Source organism: Nocardiopsis akebiae, assembly GCF_018316795.1.
In the GTDB taxonomy this organism is placed as follows: Bacteria; Actinomycetota; Actinomycetes; order Streptosporangiales; family Streptosporangiaceae; genus Nocardiopsis; species Nocardiopsis dassonvillei.
In genome coordinates, this window is sequence record NZ_CP074132.1 from 5727437 (window position 1) to 5742204 (window position 14768).

General features: G+C 73.9%; 12 protein-coding genes. 6 read left to right on the forward strand and 6 right to left on the reverse strand.

Going from position 1 to position 14768, the window contains the following annotated elements; translation table 11 throughout:
- Nucleotides 1-50 precede the first annotated feature (50 nt).
- The 3 genes from KGD83_RS24460 to KGD83_RS24470 all read left to right on the forward strand — a co-directional run bounded on the left by KGD83_RS24460 (nucleotide 51) and on the right by KGD83_RS24470 (nucleotide 3570).
- Nucleotides 51-1061, forward strand: a complete 1011-nt coding sequence (locus KGD83_RS24460; RefSeq protein ID WP_212641356.1) for an oxygenase MpaB family protein — start codon at nucleotides 51-53, stop codon at nucleotides 1059-1061.
- A 62-nt stretch (nucleotides 1062-1123) separates the two neighbouring features.
- Nucleotides 1124-2134: an oxygenase MpaB family protein gene (locus KGD83_RS24465; protein WP_212641357.1), complete on the forward strand. Its 1011-nt coding sequence runs from the start codon at nucleotides 1124-1126 to the stop codon at nucleotides 2132-2134.
- Nucleotides 2131-3570 (forward strand): MFS transporter, encoded by a 1440-nt coding sequence (locus KGD83_RS24470; protein ID WP_212641358.1) that lies wholly within the window; start codon nucleotides 2131-2133, stop codon nucleotides 3568-3570. Before KGD83_RS24465 ends, KGD83_RS24470 begins: the two co-directional genes overlap by 4 nt.
- Before the next feature lie 37 nt (nucleotides 3571-3607).
- On the opposite strand, the gene KGD83_RS24475 is transcribed toward KGD83_RS24470, so the two are convergent.
- The 4 genes from KGD83_RS24475 to KGD83_RS24490 all read right to left on the reverse strand — a co-directional run bounded on the left by KGD83_RS24475 (nucleotide 3608) and on the right by KGD83_RS24490 (nucleotide 7776).
- On the reverse strand, nucleotides 3608-4360 hold the full coding sequence (locus KGD83_RS24475; RefSeq protein WP_212641359.1) for an SDR family NAD(P)-dependent oxidoreductase: 753 nt from the start codon (nucleotides 4358-4360) through the stop codon (nucleotides 3608-3610).
- Nucleotides 4361-4438: 78 nt separating this feature from the next.
- Nucleotides 4439-5806: an FAD-binding oxidoreductase gene (locus tag KGD83_RS24480; RefSeq protein WP_212641360.1), complete on the reverse strand. Its 1368-nt coding sequence runs from the start codon at nucleotides 5804-5806 to the stop codon at nucleotides 4439-4441.
- Nucleotides 5803-6780 carry a decaprenyl-phosphate phosphoribosyltransferase gene (locus KGD83_RS24485; RefSeq protein ID WP_212641361.1) on the reverse strand — a complete coding sequence of 326 codons (978 nt, stop codon included), beginning with the start codon at nucleotides 6778-6780 and terminating at the stop codon, nucleotides 5803-5805. The genes KGD83_RS24480 and KGD83_RS24485 overlap by 4 nt, the downstream gene beginning before the upstream one ends.
- Before the next feature lie 72 nt (nucleotides 6781-6852).
- A complete protein-coding gene (locus tag KGD83_RS24490; RefSeq protein WP_212641362.1) occupies nucleotides 6853-7776 on the reverse strand; it encodes a DUF3068 domain-containing protein in 924 nt (307 codons plus the stop codon).
- A gap of 171 nt (nucleotides 7777-7947) precedes the next feature.
- On the opposite strand from KGD83_RS24490, the gene KGD83_RS24495 reads away from it, so the two are divergent.
- Nucleotides 7948-9279, forward strand: coding sequence for an acyltransferase family protein (locus KGD83_RS24495; RefSeq protein WP_212641363.1), 1332 nt, complete (start codon nucleotides 7948-7950; stop codon nucleotides 9277-9279).
- 97 nt (nucleotides 9280-9376) lie between these two features.
- Here KGD83_RS24495 and KGD83_RS24500 read toward each other — a convergent pair whose 3' ends face one another.
- Nucleotides 9377-11437, reverse strand: a complete 2061-nt coding sequence (locus tag KGD83_RS24500; RefSeq protein ID WP_212641364.1) for a hypothetical protein — start codon at nucleotides 11435-11437, stop codon at nucleotides 9377-9379.
- A gap of 129 nt (nucleotides 11438-11566) precedes the next feature.
- Between KGD83_RS24500 and KGD83_RS24505 the strand changes: the two genes are divergently transcribed.
- Both KGD83_RS24505 and KGD83_RS24510 read left to right on the forward strand, forming a co-directional pair.
- A complete protein-coding gene (locus tag KGD83_RS24505) occupies nucleotides 11567-12346 on the forward strand; it encodes a class I SAM-dependent methyltransferase (protein WP_338036937.1) in 780 nt (259 codons plus the stop codon).
- Nucleotides 12343-13101: a class I SAM-dependent methyltransferase gene (locus KGD83_RS24510; RefSeq protein ID WP_212641365.1), complete on the forward strand. Its 759-nt coding sequence runs from the start codon at nucleotides 12343-12345 to the stop codon at nucleotides 13099-13101. The genes KGD83_RS24505 and KGD83_RS24510 overlap by 4 nt, the downstream gene beginning before the upstream one ends.
- Before the next feature lie 138 nt (nucleotides 13102-13239).
- On the opposite strand, the gene KGD83_RS24515 is transcribed toward KGD83_RS24510, so the two are convergent.
- Nucleotides 13240-14724, reverse strand: coding sequence for an aldehyde dehydrogenase family protein (locus tag KGD83_RS24515; protein WP_212641366.1), 1485 nt, complete (start codon nucleotides 14722-14724; stop codon nucleotides 13240-13242).
- Nucleotides 14725-14768: the final 44 nt, after the last annotated feature.

Genomic DNA, 14768 nt, shown 5'->3' on the forward strand with positions numbered 1-14768 from the left:
GACCATGGCCCCGTCCGAGCGGGCCCGCACGAAGGTGACTGGAGTTGCCAATGAAGCGGTTCGAGTGGCGCGACCGGATCCATGCCCTGGACGCCGAGGACGACTGTGAGCAGATCGTGCGCATCCTCGGCAGCCACGAGTTCCCGTGGGACATCGAACAGGCCCTGGGCCTGGCCCTGTACCGCACCTACGCCGTGCCCAGCGTCGGCGAGCTGCTGGCGCACACGCGCGAGTTCACCGAGCGCACGCAGCACCGCTACGACGACACGGCGCTGATCCTCAACGACATCATGGAGCACGGGTTCGGTCCGGGTCGCGGCCGCGACGCGCTGCGCCGGATGAACCAGATGCACCGCTCCTACGACATCAGCAACGACGACTACCGCTACGTCCTGAGCACCTTCGTGGTCATGCCGGTGCGCTGGATCAACGACCACGGCTACGGCTGGCGCAGGCTGAGCGACCACGAGATCGCCGCCAACACCAACTACTACCGCAAGCTCGGCAGGCACATGGGGATCAAGGACATCCCCGAGGACTACGCCGGGTTCCTCGAGCTCTTCGACTCCTACGAGCGCGAGCACTTCGCCTACACCGAGGGCGGCCGGGCCGTCTCCGACGCCACCCTGGGGCTGATGGTGGACCTCTACCCGGCCTGGCAGCGGCCCCTGGTTCGCCCCTTCACCAAGGCCCTGCTCGACGACCGGCTCATCCGGGCCTTCGGCTACCCCGAGCCCTCGACAGCCTGGCGGCGGCTGAGCGCGGGCGCGCTGAGGCTGCGCGCCCGGGTGGTGCGCCTGATGCCGCCGCGCCGGGAGCCGCGCTGGGCCAGGATGAGCCCCAACATCCGCAGCTACCCCCGGGGCTACGAACCTTCCCGGATCGGCACCTTCCCCCAGGGCTGCCCGGTCCCGCACGGCATGGTGACCCGCGAGGTCGCCGCCACGGGCGCCCGCGTGCCCGCGCCGGACCAGGCGGTCGCACCCGCGGGCGGGGAGGCTTCCGAGGGGCCGGCCGGGGAGGCGTCCGCGCCGGCCTCCGAGGAGGACGCGCAGAGGTAGCGGCCCCGGCCCCAGACCCCCTCCCCCGCTCGACCGACCCCCTCTCCCCGAAGGAACCGCGGATGAAGCGTTTCGACCTCAGAGACGAGATCCACCACCTGGACCACGAGGCCGACTGCGTACGGATCATGCAGATCCTCAACTCCCAGGAGTTCCCCTGGGACATGGGACAGGCGCTGGGCATCGCCCTGTACCGCACCTACGCCGTGCCCAGCATCGGCGAACTCCTGGGCCGGACCGACGAGTTCACCGGCAGCACCCAGAAGCGCTACGACGACACCGCGCTGATCCTCAACAACATGATGCGGTACGGGTTCGAGCCCGGTCGGGGCCGCGACGCGCTGCGCCGGATGAACCAGATGCACCGCTCCTACGACATCAGCAACGACGACTACCGCTACGTGCTCAGCACGTTCGTGGTCATGCCGGTGCGCTGGATCAACGACCACGGCTACGGCTGGCGCAGGCTGAGCGAGCACGAGATCTCGGCGATCACGCACTACTACCGCAGGCTCGGCCGGTACATGGGGATCAAGGACGTCCCCGAGAGCTACGCGCAGTTCCGGGAGCTCCTGGACTCCTACGAGCGCGAGCACTTCGCCTACACCGAGGGCGGCCGGGCCGTCTCCGACGCCACCCTCGACCTGATGGTGTCCTTCTACCCGCGGCGCGTGTCCGGGCCGGCCCGGAAGTTCTCCATGGCGATCCTGGACGAGTCGCTCATCGAGACCTTCCGCTACGAGCCGCCCAGCAGGGCGTGGCGGCTGGCGGCGCACCTGGCGCTGAGGCTGCGGGCCCTGGTGGTGCGCCGGATGAAGCCGCGCGAGGTGCCGCTGTGGGCGGAGGACAACCCGAACATCCGCAGCTACCCGAAGGGGTACGACGTCAACCGGATCGGCACCTTCCCGGCGGGCTGCCCCGTGGCGCACGACGTGGACCCGGTGGGGCACGAGGAGCTGTACGGCGACGGCGGCGGGGAGGGCGGCGCGGCTCCCGAGGGCCGGGAGGCCCCGGAGGCGGCACGATCCGCCGCGGCGCCGGAGGCCACGACGCCCGCGGACGGGCGCGCGTGACCGCCGCGGCCGACTCCGCGGCGTCCGGGGGCACCGGGCCCGGGGGCGCCGCGGTGGGAGGGGACGCGTCCGGGGCGGCCGCTCCGGAGGCCGCCGCCCGGAGCACGGTCGGCGGGCCGGTCGCTCCGCTGCCCAGTTCCGTACACGCCTGGTACGGCAGCGGCGCGGTGGCCACAGGGATCTTCAACACGGTGCCCGGGCTGCTGCTCCTCATCTACCTGACCGACACGCTCGCGGTGAGCCCCGCCCTGGCCGGGGCGGTGGTGCTCCTGCCCAAGGTGGTCGACCTTCTGGTCAGTCCGTATATTGGGATCTGGTCGGATAGGACGCGTTCGCCGTGGGGGCCGCGGCGCCCGTGGATGCTGGCGGGGGCGCTGACCCTGCCGGTGCTGTTCGCCGCGATGTTCGCCGGGCCGCCGCTGGAGGGCGGCTCCGCCGCGGTGTACGTGGCGGCCGTGTTCGTGGCCGCCGCGCTGGCCTCGTCGGTGTTCCAGGTGCCGCACACGGCCATGCCCGGGGAGATCACCTCCGACTACCACGAGCGGTCCACGTTCAACACGTGGCGGACCGCGTTCGTCGGGCTCGCCCTGATGCTGGGCGGCGCCCTGGCGCCGGTCGTCCAGTCGGCCCCCGCGGACCCCGTGGCCGGGTACCGGCTGATGGGCCTGCTCATGGGCTGCGTGGTGCTGGTGTCGATGCTGGGCTCGGTGGTGGGCACGCGCCGGGCGCCACGCCCGGTGTTCGCGCACCGCACGGAGGGTCTGGCGGCCCAGCTGCGGGTGGCCTTCGCCCACCGGCACTTCCGGGTGCTCTTCCCCGCCAACCTCCTGATGGCCACGGCGGGCGGCACCATGGTCGCGGGCGTGCCGTACGTGACGGCCAACGTCATGGGCGAGCCGGGCTACACGAGCGTGCTCATGGTGTGCGTGCTGGTGCCGCTGATCGCTTCGGCCCCGCTGTGGCGGCGGCTGTCCCTGCGGGTGGACAAGCGCCGCGCCGCCGGGTACGCGGCGGCGGTGTTCGCCCTGGGCGGTCTGGGTCTGCTGCTCATCCCGATCTGGGGCCTCCCCGGCGCCGTACTGTCCTCCGTACTGGTGGGCGTGGGCCTGTCGGGGACGACGCTGCTGCCGTGGTCGATGCTGGCCGACTGCCTGGCCACCGCCGACGCCTCCGGGCGGCGGCAGGGCGGCGTGCTCTCGGGCGTGTGGACCGCCGGGGAGGCCATGGCGCAGTCGGTGGGAACCGGGCTGCTGTCCCTGGCCCTGGCGGTGAGCGGCTACGTGGAGTCCGGGGCCGGGGAGGCGGTCCGGCAGAGCGACGAGGCGCTGCGCGGCATGCTGGTCGGCAGCACGCTGGTGCCCGCCGCGGTGATGCTGTGCTGCCTGCTGCCGCTGGCGTTCTACCGGCTGACCGCCGAGGAGGCGGGCCCGCGCTGACCGGAGGCGCGGCTGGCGCGGCACCCGGGGCCCCGCCTCAGCGGCCCAGGCGGCGCCACAGCGGGCGCGGGAGCAGCCGCATCCCCGCGAAGATCGCCTGGAGCACGCGCGGCGCCCACACGGTGGCGGCCCCCGAGCGCAGCCCGGCCGACACCGCGTCCGCGACCTGCCCCGGCGTCGCCGGGAAGGGGGCGGGCGCCACGTGCGCCGACATCCGCGTCGGCACGTAGCCCGGCCGCACCACCAGCACCCGCGCACCGGACCCGTGCAGGGAGTCGGCCAGGCCCTGCGCGAAGCCGTCCAGGCCCGCCTTGGCCGACCCGTACACGAAGTTGAACCTGCGCACCCGCACCCCCGCCACGGAGGAGAGCACCACGAGCGTCCCGTGGCCCTGCTCGCGCAGGCGCGCGGCCACTGCCAGGTCCGCGGACACGTGCCCGGTGTAGTTGACGGCGGCGGCGCGGGCGGCGGCGGCCGGGTCGGCCTCGTACTCGGACTGCTCGCCCAGCACACCGAACGCGTCCACCACCACGTCCAGGTCGCCCACCAGCTCCACCGCGGCCGCGACGGTGCCGGTGTGGGTGTCGGGCAGACCCGCGTCGAAGTCCACCGAGTGCGTCCGCGCCCCGAGCGCGGTGAGCGCGTCCGGCGGGGAGGGCACCCCGCCCCGGGCGGCCAGCACCACCTCGCGGGCGCCCTCGCGGACCAGCCGTTCGACGATGGCCAGGCCGATCTCGCTTCGGCCGCCGAGGAGCAGCACGCTCCGCACCGCTCCCACCGAGTCGCGCACGGCTGTCCCTGCCTTTCCGGAGTGTGCGTCCCCGGGTGCCGGGGACGGCCGTCATCGTGCCACCGAAGGGCCGCGCTGTCACAGCAGTCGCAGTCGGCGGGCCAGGTCCGAGACCAGGACCCCGTCCGGGTCGGCCCGCTCGCGCACCCGGCGCCACGCGGGCAGACCGGGGTACATGGCGTGCACGGCCCCGGGGCTGGCGCGGCTGTCCTTGGCCAGGTACAGGCGGCCGCCCGCGCCTGCCACGCGCTCGTCGAAGCGGTGCAGCAGGGGGCCGAGTCCGGGCAGGTCGGCGGGCAGGTCCACGGCCAGCGACCACCCGGGCCGGGGGAAGGAGAGCGGTCCCGGCGTGGGCCGCCCCATCCTCTTGAGGACCGCCAGGAAGGAGGGCGCGCGCCTGCGCGACAGCTCCCCGGCGATCCACGCCAGGACGTCCTCCGCGCCGAAGGGCACCACGAACTGGTACTGCACCGCGCCGTGCCTGCCGTACAGCCGGTTCCACCCGTCGAGCGCGTCCAGCGGGTGGAAGTAGCCGCCCACCGGCTGGATCCGGCCGCGCCGCCTCCCGGGCGCGCGGCCGTGTTCGAGGGCGTTGAACGCGCCGACGGTCCACCGGTTCAGGGTGGCCGTCGGCGGGGTCAGGGGCGGCACGGGCAGGCTCGCGCTCCGGTACCGCAGCGGGTAGCGGCGCAGCGGTCCCGGGAGGTCGCCGGGCTCGGCGTGGTGGGCGCGGGTGACCACGCCCCGGCCCAGGCCGCGCCCGCGGGCGAACAGGTCCAGCCAGGCCACCGAGTACCGGTGGCCGGGGCGCGCCATCAGCTCCAGGGTGGCCTCCAGGTCCGGCGTCCGGTCGGCGTCCACCCGCATGTAAGCGGTCCGGACCGGGATCACGCCCAGGGTGGCCTCGGTGATCACCCCGGTCAGGCCCATGCCGCCGACGGTCGCCCAGAACAGGTCGGGGTCGCCGCCGGGTTCCGGCCCCAGGCGGCGCGTGCGCCCGTCCGGGGTGACCAGGGTGAGGGAGCGCAGGTGCGCGCCCAGGGAGGAGTCGGCGTGGTGGTTCTTGCCGTGGACGTCGGCGGCGACCGCCCCGCCCAGAGTGACGCGGCGGGTCCCGGGGGTGACGGGGACGAAGAGGCCGCGGGGCAGCAGGCGGGCGAGCAGGGCGTCCACGCTGGTCCCCGCGGGGGCGGTGACCTCGCCGCGTTCGGCGTCCACGCGCACTGGACCGGTGAGCCCGGTGCAGTCCAGCACCAGGCCTCCGGCGTCCTGGGCGGCGTCGCCGTAGGAGCGCCCGAGTCCGCGCGGCAGCGCCCCGCGCTCCCCCGCCCGGGCGAGCGCCTCGGCGACCTGGGCGGGCGTGCGGGGGCGCACGACGCTGGCGGCCGTGGGCGCGGTGCGTCCCCACCCATGCAGGAGGGTCGGCCGGTCCGGCGGCGGGTTCACAGGTGGATCCCCGCCGCGACCAGGACCGCGAGCCCGCAGAGGATGAGCTGGAGGGGCCGGTCGCGCAGGGCGACCTCCTCGGGCTCCTCCCCCACGCCCCGGTCCACGAGCAGGTTGTAGCGCAGGACGAACATGATGAACGGCACGATACTCAGCGCGTGGAAGAGCGTCCTGGGTCCGTCGCCCGGCTCCAGCGCCCACAGGCAGTAGGTGACGATCATGGCGCCCGAGGCCATGGTGCGGGTCTGGGAGAGGTAGGCGGTGCTGTAGCCGCGCAGGGCTGGCCGGACCGCGTCCGCCGCGGCGGCGGGTCCCCCGGGGGCGTCGCCGGGCGCGGCGGCCCCGGCACCGCACGCGCCGGTCGCACGGAGTTCCGCCTCGCGCTTGCCGACCACCACCAACAGGGCGGCCAGCGACACCACGATCACGAACCACGAGGTCAGCGGCACGCCGACGGCCACCCCGCCCGCCACCGCGCGCAGCACGTGGCAGGCCGCGACCGCGACCAGGTCGCACACCACCAGGTCCCGCAGGTAGCGGGTGTAGACGAGCGTGAGCAGCACGTACCCGGCGACCAGCGCGGACAGCGCGGGATCGCCCAGCGCCAGGGAGGCCAGCGGCGCGGCGGCGCTGAGCGCGGTCCCGACCGCGACGGCCACGGGGACGGGGAGCGCGCCGGAGGCCACCGGGCGGTGGCGCTTGCGCGGGTGCGCGCGGTCGCGCCGGGCGTCGTGGACGTCGTTGAGCAGGTAGGTGCCGCTGGCCGCCGCGCAGAACAGGGCGAACACCGCTGCGCTGGTCAGCAGCGCCCCGGTCTGCGCCAGGGCCCCGGCCGCGGCGGGCGCGGCCAGGACGAGGAGGTTCTTGAGCCACTGCCGGGGGCGGCACGCGCGGACCAGCGCGCCGAGCGTCCCGCCGTCGCCGCGCGCGGCCCCGGCCGCCGCCGGTCCCGTGGCCCGCGTCCTCTCCGTCACCGCGGCCGGAGGGCGCCGGGCCGCTCGCCGACGCGCCCGGTCGGGCGCGTCCGCGGGGAGCGGGTGCGGGGGTCAGTGGTGGTGGTCACGACGGCGGCCCGTGACGGACAGGACGACCGCGACGCCGATGAAACCGACACCGGCGACGAGGCAGACGACGGGCAGGGTGGTCTGGAGGAGGGGCAGCACGGTGCGCCCCTGCTCGGAGTTGGCGACCGCGTTCCGGACGGACTCGTCGTTGGAGACGAGTTCGGCGTCGAACAGCGTCAGGACCTCCTCGCCGTCCACGACGACGACGCGGTTCTGGTCCTCGCCGATCTTGAGGGGGGAGCCGGTGACGGGCTCGATCCAGTAGGTGCGGGTGATGGAGAAGACCTCGTCGCCGGTGACGTCGCCCTCGCCCTCCATCCCGGCCACCGAGCGGGGCAGGGTGCGCTCGCCGATGACCTCGTCCTCTACCTCCTGTACGAACTTGTAGGCCTCGACGCCCCCGACCTCCTCGGTCCCCTGGAACTCCATGGGGACGACCTCCCGCGCGGTGGTCTCGTAGAAGTCGTAGTCGCGCTGCTCGGTGAAGAAGGGGAACTTCCAGGCCTGACCGCTCTGGGCGACGGATTCGTCGTTGACCATGGAGTCGCAGCAGTCGACCGCCTCCCCGGTGACGCGGTCGTGCCCGGCGCGGCGGCTGCTGGAGGTGATGCCGAAGTCGGTCTCGGCGTCCCTGACCCAGGTGAACTGGTCCCACACCACCGTCTCGTCGGTGCTGGAGGCCACGTCGGCACGGATGGTCGAACGCGCCTCCAGGGTGGCGTCCTCGACGAGTTCGACGTCCTCGATGTTGAAGTAGGTGGCCCCGTCGGCCTCAAGGACCGTTTCGCTGTAGTAGTCCAGGGGGGTCTTCATCAGGGAACTCGACAGCCACGTGCGCATCATGGGGGCAAAGGCGAGGAAGAAGACCCCAAACGCGACGAGAACGACCGCAACGGTACGGCGCATGTGCCCTCCTGGGCGTATGAGAGTCCAGATCTGGAACTGGGTCTAGTGGAACTAGGTTCAGTTCCGGGTAGAGTACTGCCCAGTAGCGAACGACGTCACCAGGGCGTGTCGAAATTTTTATAACGCGTTCTAGTGCTACACGTTCCGCCCTTTCCCCGTCCTGGAAGGCCCATGGCGCCCACCTCCTCCTCCGCGCCCGGGGACCCCGCCGCCGGTGCCCGCTCCGCCAGCGCGCGCAGCCCCGAACCCTCGCTGCTGCTGCCGCAGGTCGACGGCCGCCACGAGGCCCTCGACGGCGTCCGCGCCCTGGCCGCCCTGATGGTCCTGGTGTTCCACGTGGCCACCGAGACCGGCGACTCCCTGGCGCCGGGGGTGCTGGGCGGCCTGCTGTCCGCCTTCGACGTGGCCGTGCCGCTGTTCTTCGCGCTCTCGGGCGTTCTGCTGTACCGGCCCTGGGCCCGCGCGGCCCTGGACGGGGTGCGCGGGCCGCGCGCCCGCCCCTACCTGTGGCGCCGCGCCGTGCGGGTCCTGCCCGCCTACTGGCTGGTGGCCGTGACGGCGCTGCTCGTCTACTCTCGGGACGAACTCGGCTCGCTCCGGTACTGGTGGGAGGTCCTGACCCTCACCTTCCCCTTCAACACCGACCCGCCGTGGGTGGGCACCGGCCCCTACGGCCTCGGCCAGATGTGGAGCCTGTCGGTGGAGGTCAGCTTCTACCTGCTGCTCCCGCTGTTCGGGCTGGTCCTGGCCCTGTGGGCGCGCGGCGGCCGGAGCGCGGACGCGCGGGGCCGACGGCTGCTCGCGGGGCTGGGGGTCGTGGCGCTGCTGGGCCTGGCCGCGCTGGTCCCGCAGTTCTATCCCGAGCCCCGCGAGTACATGCACGCCTGGCTGCCCAGGACCGCGGGCCTGTTCGCCGCCGGTATGGCGCTGGCCGTGCTCTCGGAGTGGGCCTGGCGCGAACCCGGCGCCGACGGCCCGGTGCGCCGTCTGTGCCGGACCCTGGGTTCCTCCCCCGGGGTGTGCTGGCTGGTCGCGGGCGGGTTCTTCGCCCTGAAGGCCACCGACGCATCCGGCGGACGCTTCATCGGCTCCGGCGACATCTGGACCTCGGCCGTGGACTCGCTGGCCGGGATCGGGTTCGCGTTCTTCCTGATCGCCCCGTGCGCGCTGGCGCCGCGCCCGGCGGGGCCTCCCCTGCCGCTGCGGGAGGCGCGGGCCTGGCGCGGGGGCCGGTGGCTGGACTCACTGCTGCGGCACCGGGTGTGCCAGTTCCTGGGGCGGATCTCCTACGGCGTGTTCCTGTGGCAGTTCATGGTGCTCTACCTGTGGCGCGACTTCACCGGCCAGGAGATCTTCACCGGGTCGTTCTGGCTGGACGCGGTCCCGGTGACGATCGGGACCGTGCTGCTGGCCGCCGCGAGCCACCGGTGGGTGGAGGAGCCCAGCCGCCGCTGGTCCCACCGCCTCTCCCGCGGACGGCGGAGCCCGGCCCACCTGCCGTGATCTTGTACTTGTAGCAAGCCGCCGACATCGGCTATAAGTACAAGATCATCCCAGGCCAGGCCCATGCATCACATCCGCAACACTTCCGGCCAGCCCACTAGCCCTCCGCGCGCCCGTCCTCCTCGGGCGCCCACGGGTTGGCCTCCACCGTCGGCGCCATGCCGCCCACCGACACCCAGTTCAGGCACAGCCCGCCCCGGTCCCGCGGATCCTCGGGCACGAACACCGACAGCCGCTCGCCGGGGGCGCCCGCGGGCACGTACCACGTGCCGTTCTCCTCGGCGGCGGGCAGCTCGACCTCGATCCAGTCGTCGCCCAGCGCCACCACCACGCCGACGTCCTCCTCGGCCGTGTAGCCGAGCGTGACGACCTGGGCGACGCCGCCGTGCGCCTCCACCGGCCAGGACACCAGCCCCTCCCAGGGCTCCAGGCACTCGTCCGCGGGCCCGGGGGCGAACATGTCGCTGTCGTCGGAGGGCCGCGCCGGGACCAGGAACCCGGCGTCGTTGAACACGTACGCGGTGGCGGCCTCCTCCGGCACGGCCATCCGCTCGGCCACGTCGTCCGACGCCAGCGGCGGCAGCACCCACGAACTCAGGCGGCGCTGGCCGTTCCACTCCAGGACCACGTCCTCGGGAACCGGACGCGCGTACAGGCCGCCCTCCTCCGGGACGTCCGCCAGCGCCGAGCGGACCGTGTCCAGGTACCACTGGAGGCGGTCGCCGCTCAGGGTCTGGGCGTAGGCTTGGGTGGAGTAGCCCGCGGCCACCGCGTACACCGCCGTCGCCAGCGCGGCCGCGACCCCGGCGGCGCGCCGGGGCCGCACGCGGTAGGGCTCCCCTTCCGCCGGGGCCGACGAGGCCCCGCCGACCAGGGCGCGCGCCCGCTCCTCCCTGGTGGGCAGGTAGGCCAGGGCCAGGCACAGGGCGAACACCAGCGCGGCGTCCGCCACGTACCGGGGGTCGGCGGCGGCCACGTCCTGGAACCGGCCGCGCGCGATGATCGTCGGAACGACGTCCGCGACCACCAGGTAGGCCAGCAGCAGCGCCCAGGACCGCCACGCCCCGCGCCGCATCCGCAGGCTGAACAGCACGATCACGGCGAAGACCGCCCAGGCCGCCAGCACGGTCGCACCCGGCACGTCGACCAGGCCTCCGGTCGGCGTGACCGGGCCCCACTCCAGGGGTCCGCCCAGGGCGCCGACCGGGAACACCTCGGTGAGCAACCCGCGCAGCATCGTCAGGGCCGGCTCGCTCTGGGGCACGCCCGCGCCCTCCCCGCCACCGGCCGCGCGCATCCGCACCAGGTAGAACGCCGCGTAGGCGGTGAACAGCGCGCCCATCGCCGCCCAGAACGGCCGGTGCAGGGCCCACGCCCGCCGGGCCCCGGCGACGAGCCCGCCGGGGTAGAGGTGGGCGACGGCCACGGCGAACAGCACCGGCGGCAGGAACATCGCCTTGACCGTGAACAGCATGCCGAACACGACGGCGCCGCCGACCCGCCAGGCCAGCCGGTGGTCGTCCGTGCGCAGGTAGCGCACGGTCCACAGCAGGGCGAGCACCAGGGCCAACTGGAGGGGGACCGCGTTGAGCGCCGCCGACCACCAGCCCAGCACGGGAACGGTCAGCGGGGCCAGGGCGTACACGGTCAGCGGGACCAGCAGCGCCCATCGGCGGCCGAACAGCTCCCACACCAGGCGCAGGAACCCCACCAGCGCGGCGGCTTGGAGGGCGAGCATGGTGCCCGCGCTGACCCACCACTCGTAGGGCCACAGGGCGGTCTGGAGGTAGACCAGGAACAGCGCCCCGGGCATCAGGTGACCCTTGTGCAGGGTGAGCAGGTAGTCCGGCCCCAGGTCACTGGCGTGGGCGTTGGCGAAGAAGAGGTAGTCGTCCTCCACGAAGTAGGACTCGCCCAGCACGTGGGCCCGTAGTCCCACGGCCCCCAGAACCACCAGCAGCCCCACCAGAACCAACCGGTCGCGGGTCAGGCGGCGAGCCGCGGCCCACGCGGCGCGGAGCGTCCCGCCCGGGCCGGGGCCCTTCCCGCCGGGTTCCCGTAGGGGGCGGCGTACCCTGGGTGCCCCGACCGGGCCGGGCCGCGCGGCTTCGGCGCCCGGACCGTCGTGCCCGCGCGCGGTGGGGGGAACAGGCGGCATCGGCATCTCTCCCGCCGTAGTTGGCCGATCCGGAGAAGGGGTGCCAGAATACAACACGTTCCACTTTTTCCCTCGACCCTTGCCGCAGGCCACCCCGGCCTCGGCAACCGAAACAGGAACAAGATTCAGGTGCCGTGTTCCGGCGGGGTCGCGAGCACCGTGGAGGTGATGCGGGTGGGGCTCGAACAGGTCCGCCGCGACTGGACTCGGCTGGGTTCGGCAGAACCCCTGTGGGCGGTGTGCGTGGACCCCGGCAAGAGGGGCGGCGGCTGGGACGACGACGAGTTCCTCGCCTCCGGACGGGCAGACATCGCCCCGTCCGTCGCCCGCCTGGAGGAGCTGGGCATCCGCCCCGAGGGGGGCCGGGTGCTGGACTTCGGATGCGGCGCTGGACGGCTGTCCAACGCCCTGGCCGCGCACTTCACCGAGGTCGTGGGGGTGGACATCTCCGCGCCGATGCTGGAGGAGGCCCGCCGCCTGGACCGCTCCGGGGGGCGGATCGAGTTCATGCTGAACGAGCGTCCGGACCTGTCGGCGTTCGGGGACGACTCCTTCGACCTGGTCTACACCGACCTGGTCCTCCAGCACCTGCCGCCCGCCCTGGCCGAGGGCTACGTGCGCGAGTTCGCGCGGGTGCTGCGCCCCGGCGGCGCCATGGTGCTGGGCGTGCCCGAGGCCGAGCGGCGCACCTTCAAGGGGCTGGTGTTCCGGTACGCGCCGTGGCCGCTGGTGGCGCTCGCCCAGCGGGTGCTGCTGCGCTACCCGGCGCCGATGCGGATGCACACCCTGCGCACCGAGCGGATCGCCGAGCTGGTCCCGAACGGCCGGATCGCCGCCTCCGACGAGTACTGGGGCGGCGACCACTGGCGCCACCTGCGCCACTTCGTGGTGCTGGAGGCGGGCACGTGAGCACGAACGCCGCGGGCGGGGGCACCGTCCCCTTCCGCGCCACCCTGGGCCGGTCGGTGCGGCTGTTCGCCGCCTTCCGCGGGGAGCAGACCGACCCGGCGTTCTTCTACGGCACGCTCGCCCGCGACACCGTCGCGCAGCTGCGCTCCTACACGCCCCTGGAGGGCAGGCTCGTGGTGGACGTGGGCGGCGGCCCGGGCTACTTCGCCGACGAGCTGAGGTCGGCGGGGGCCCGCTGCCTGTGCGTGGACGCCGACGCCCACGAGATGACGCTGCACGGGCGCGACGCCGACGCGTACGGCGTCCAGGGCAGCGCCCTGGACCTGCCGCTGCGCAGCGGTTCGGTGGACGTGTGCTTCTCCTCCAACGTGCTGGAGCACGTGCCGGACCGGACCCGGATGGCCGACGAGATGGTGCGGGTGACCCGGCCGGGAGGGCTGGTGTACCTGTCGTACACGCTGTGGCTGTCCCCGTGGGGCGGACACGAGACCTCGCCGTGGCACTACCTGGGCGGGGCGTACGCGGCGGAGCGGTTCGCGAGGCGCCACGGCCGGCGGCCCAAGAACGACTTCGGCCGCACCATGTACGCCGCGCACGCCGGGGAGATGCTGCGCTGGACGCGCGGGCGCACCGACGTGGACGTGGTGGACGTGCGCCCCCGTTACCTGCCCGGATGGGCCAGGCCGATCGTGCGGGTGCCGCTGCTGCGCGAGGTCGTCACCTGGAATCTGCTGCTGGTCCTGCGCAGGCGCTGACCGCCTGGCCCCGGGTGTCGTCGGCGGGGCGCGCGAGGCTCCGAACAGCGACGGCCTCCCGCTCGCGGCGGGGCCGGGCGATCGGGACCCGCCACGGGTGAGGGGTCACGGTGGAGGGGGCGGGCCGTCCGGGCCCGCTCACTCCGGGCCGAACGGCATCCTGCGGCGCGTGTGCTGGAGGCTGACCCAGTGGTCGACGGTGAACTCCTCCATCGCCCACTCTCCGCCGAACCGGCCGAGACCGGAGTGGCCCTCGCCGCCGAAGGCGGTGTTGGCCTCGTCGTTGAGCGTGGAGTCGTTGACGTGCGTCATGCCCGCCCCCAGGCGGCGGGCGAAGCGCACCCCCCGCTCGGCGTCACGGGTGTGCACCGCGCTGGACAGCCCGTACTCGGTGTCGTTGGCGATGCGCAGCGCGTCCTCCTCCCCCTCGGCGCGGATGACGGTGGCCACCGGGCCGAACACCTCCTCGGCCGCGCTCGGCATGCCGTTGTCTGCCAGCAGCAGGTGGGGCGGCAGTACCCTGCCCGCCGGGCCGGTCGGTTCGCCGGACAGAAGGAGCCGTGCGCCCTCCTCGACGGAGCGCTCCACCACGTCCCGCACGCCCGCGCACTGCTCGTCGTCGATGACGGGGCCGATCTGGGTGGCGGGGTCGGCGGGGTCTCCGAACCGCAGCGCCCGGGCGCGCACGAGCATGCGCTCGACCAGCTCGTCGTGGACGGCGGCGTCGGCCACGACCCTGTTCGTGGCCATGCAGATCTGGCCCTGGTGGTAGTAGGAGCCGAACACGGCGGCGTCCGCGGCCAGGTCGAGGTCGGCGTCCTCCAGCACCACCAGCGGCCCGTTGCCGCCGAGTTCGAGCGCACGCCTCTTGAGCGGGGTCTGCCGGGCGATGTGGCGGCCGACCTCGGTGGAGCCGGTGAACGAGATCATCCGGGAGAGCTCGTGGGTGGCCAGGGCGTCGCCGATCTCGCCGCCCCTGCCGACGACCACGTTGAGCACCCCGGGCGGCAGCCCGGCCTCCTCGTAGATCCGGGCGAGCAGCAGTCCGCCCGTGACCGGGGTGTTCTCGGCGGGTTTGAGGACCACGGTGTTGCCGAGGGCGACGGCGGGCGCGACGGAGCGGTGGGAGAGCTGGAACGGGAAGTTCCACGGGCTGATCACCGTGACCACGCCGAGGGGTTCGCGGTAGACGCGGTTCTCCTTGCCCGGGGTGACGCCGGGCAGGATCCGGCCCTGGACCCGCGTGGGGTAGGAGGTCACCTCGACCACGCCGCTGCGCACCAGCCCCCACTCGAACTCGGCGCGCTCGCGGATCGCCCCGGCCTCGTGGACCAGCCAGTCGACGATCTCCTCGCGGCGCGCGTCCAGTACGCGCAGTGCCCTCACGAAGACCTCGGCGCGCTCGGCGGCGGGGGTCGCCGCCCAACCCGGCCACACCCGCTGCGCCTCGCGGTAGGCCAGGTCCACGTCGCCCTCGTCTGCCAGCCGGATCTCGGTCAGGACCGTGTCGTCGTAGGGGTCCACGTCCTGGACGACGCTCCCGGACGACCCGTGCCGCCACTGGTCCCCGATGGGCATCCGGTCCAGTCCCGTGTAGGCGTCCGGCCTGCGGTCCGCGTGCATCGGCCCTCCCCTGCTTCGGCGTCACTGGTGCCACGGTCACCCCT

Excerpts from the sequence above, each read along its gene's own strand:
- KGD83_RS24460 (WP_212641356.1), top strand. The coding sequence starts at position 51 with ATGAAGCGGTTCGAGTGGCGCGACCGGATCCATGCCCTGGACGCCGAG.
- KGD83_RS24465 (WP_212641357.1), top strand. The coding sequence starts at position 1,124 with ATGAAGCGTTTCGACCTCAGAGACGAGATCCACCACCTGGACCACGAG.
- KGD83_RS24490 (WP_212641362.1), bottom strand. The coding sequence starts at position 7,776 with ATGCGCCGTACCGTTGCGGTCGTTCTCGTCGCGTTTGGGGTCTTCTTC.
- KGD83_RS24495 (WP_212641363.1), top strand. The coding sequence starts at position 7,948 with ATGGCGCCCACCTCCTCCTCCGCGCCCGGGGACCCCGCCGCCGGTGCC.
- KGD83_RS24500 (WP_212641364.1), bottom strand. The coding sequence starts at position 11,437 with ATGCCGCCTGTTCCCCCCACCGCGCGCGGGCACGACGGTCCGGGCGCC.
- KGD83_RS24515 (WP_212641366.1), bottom strand. The coding sequence starts at position 14,724 with ATGCACGCGGACCGCAGGCCGGACGCCTACACGGGACTGGACCGGATG.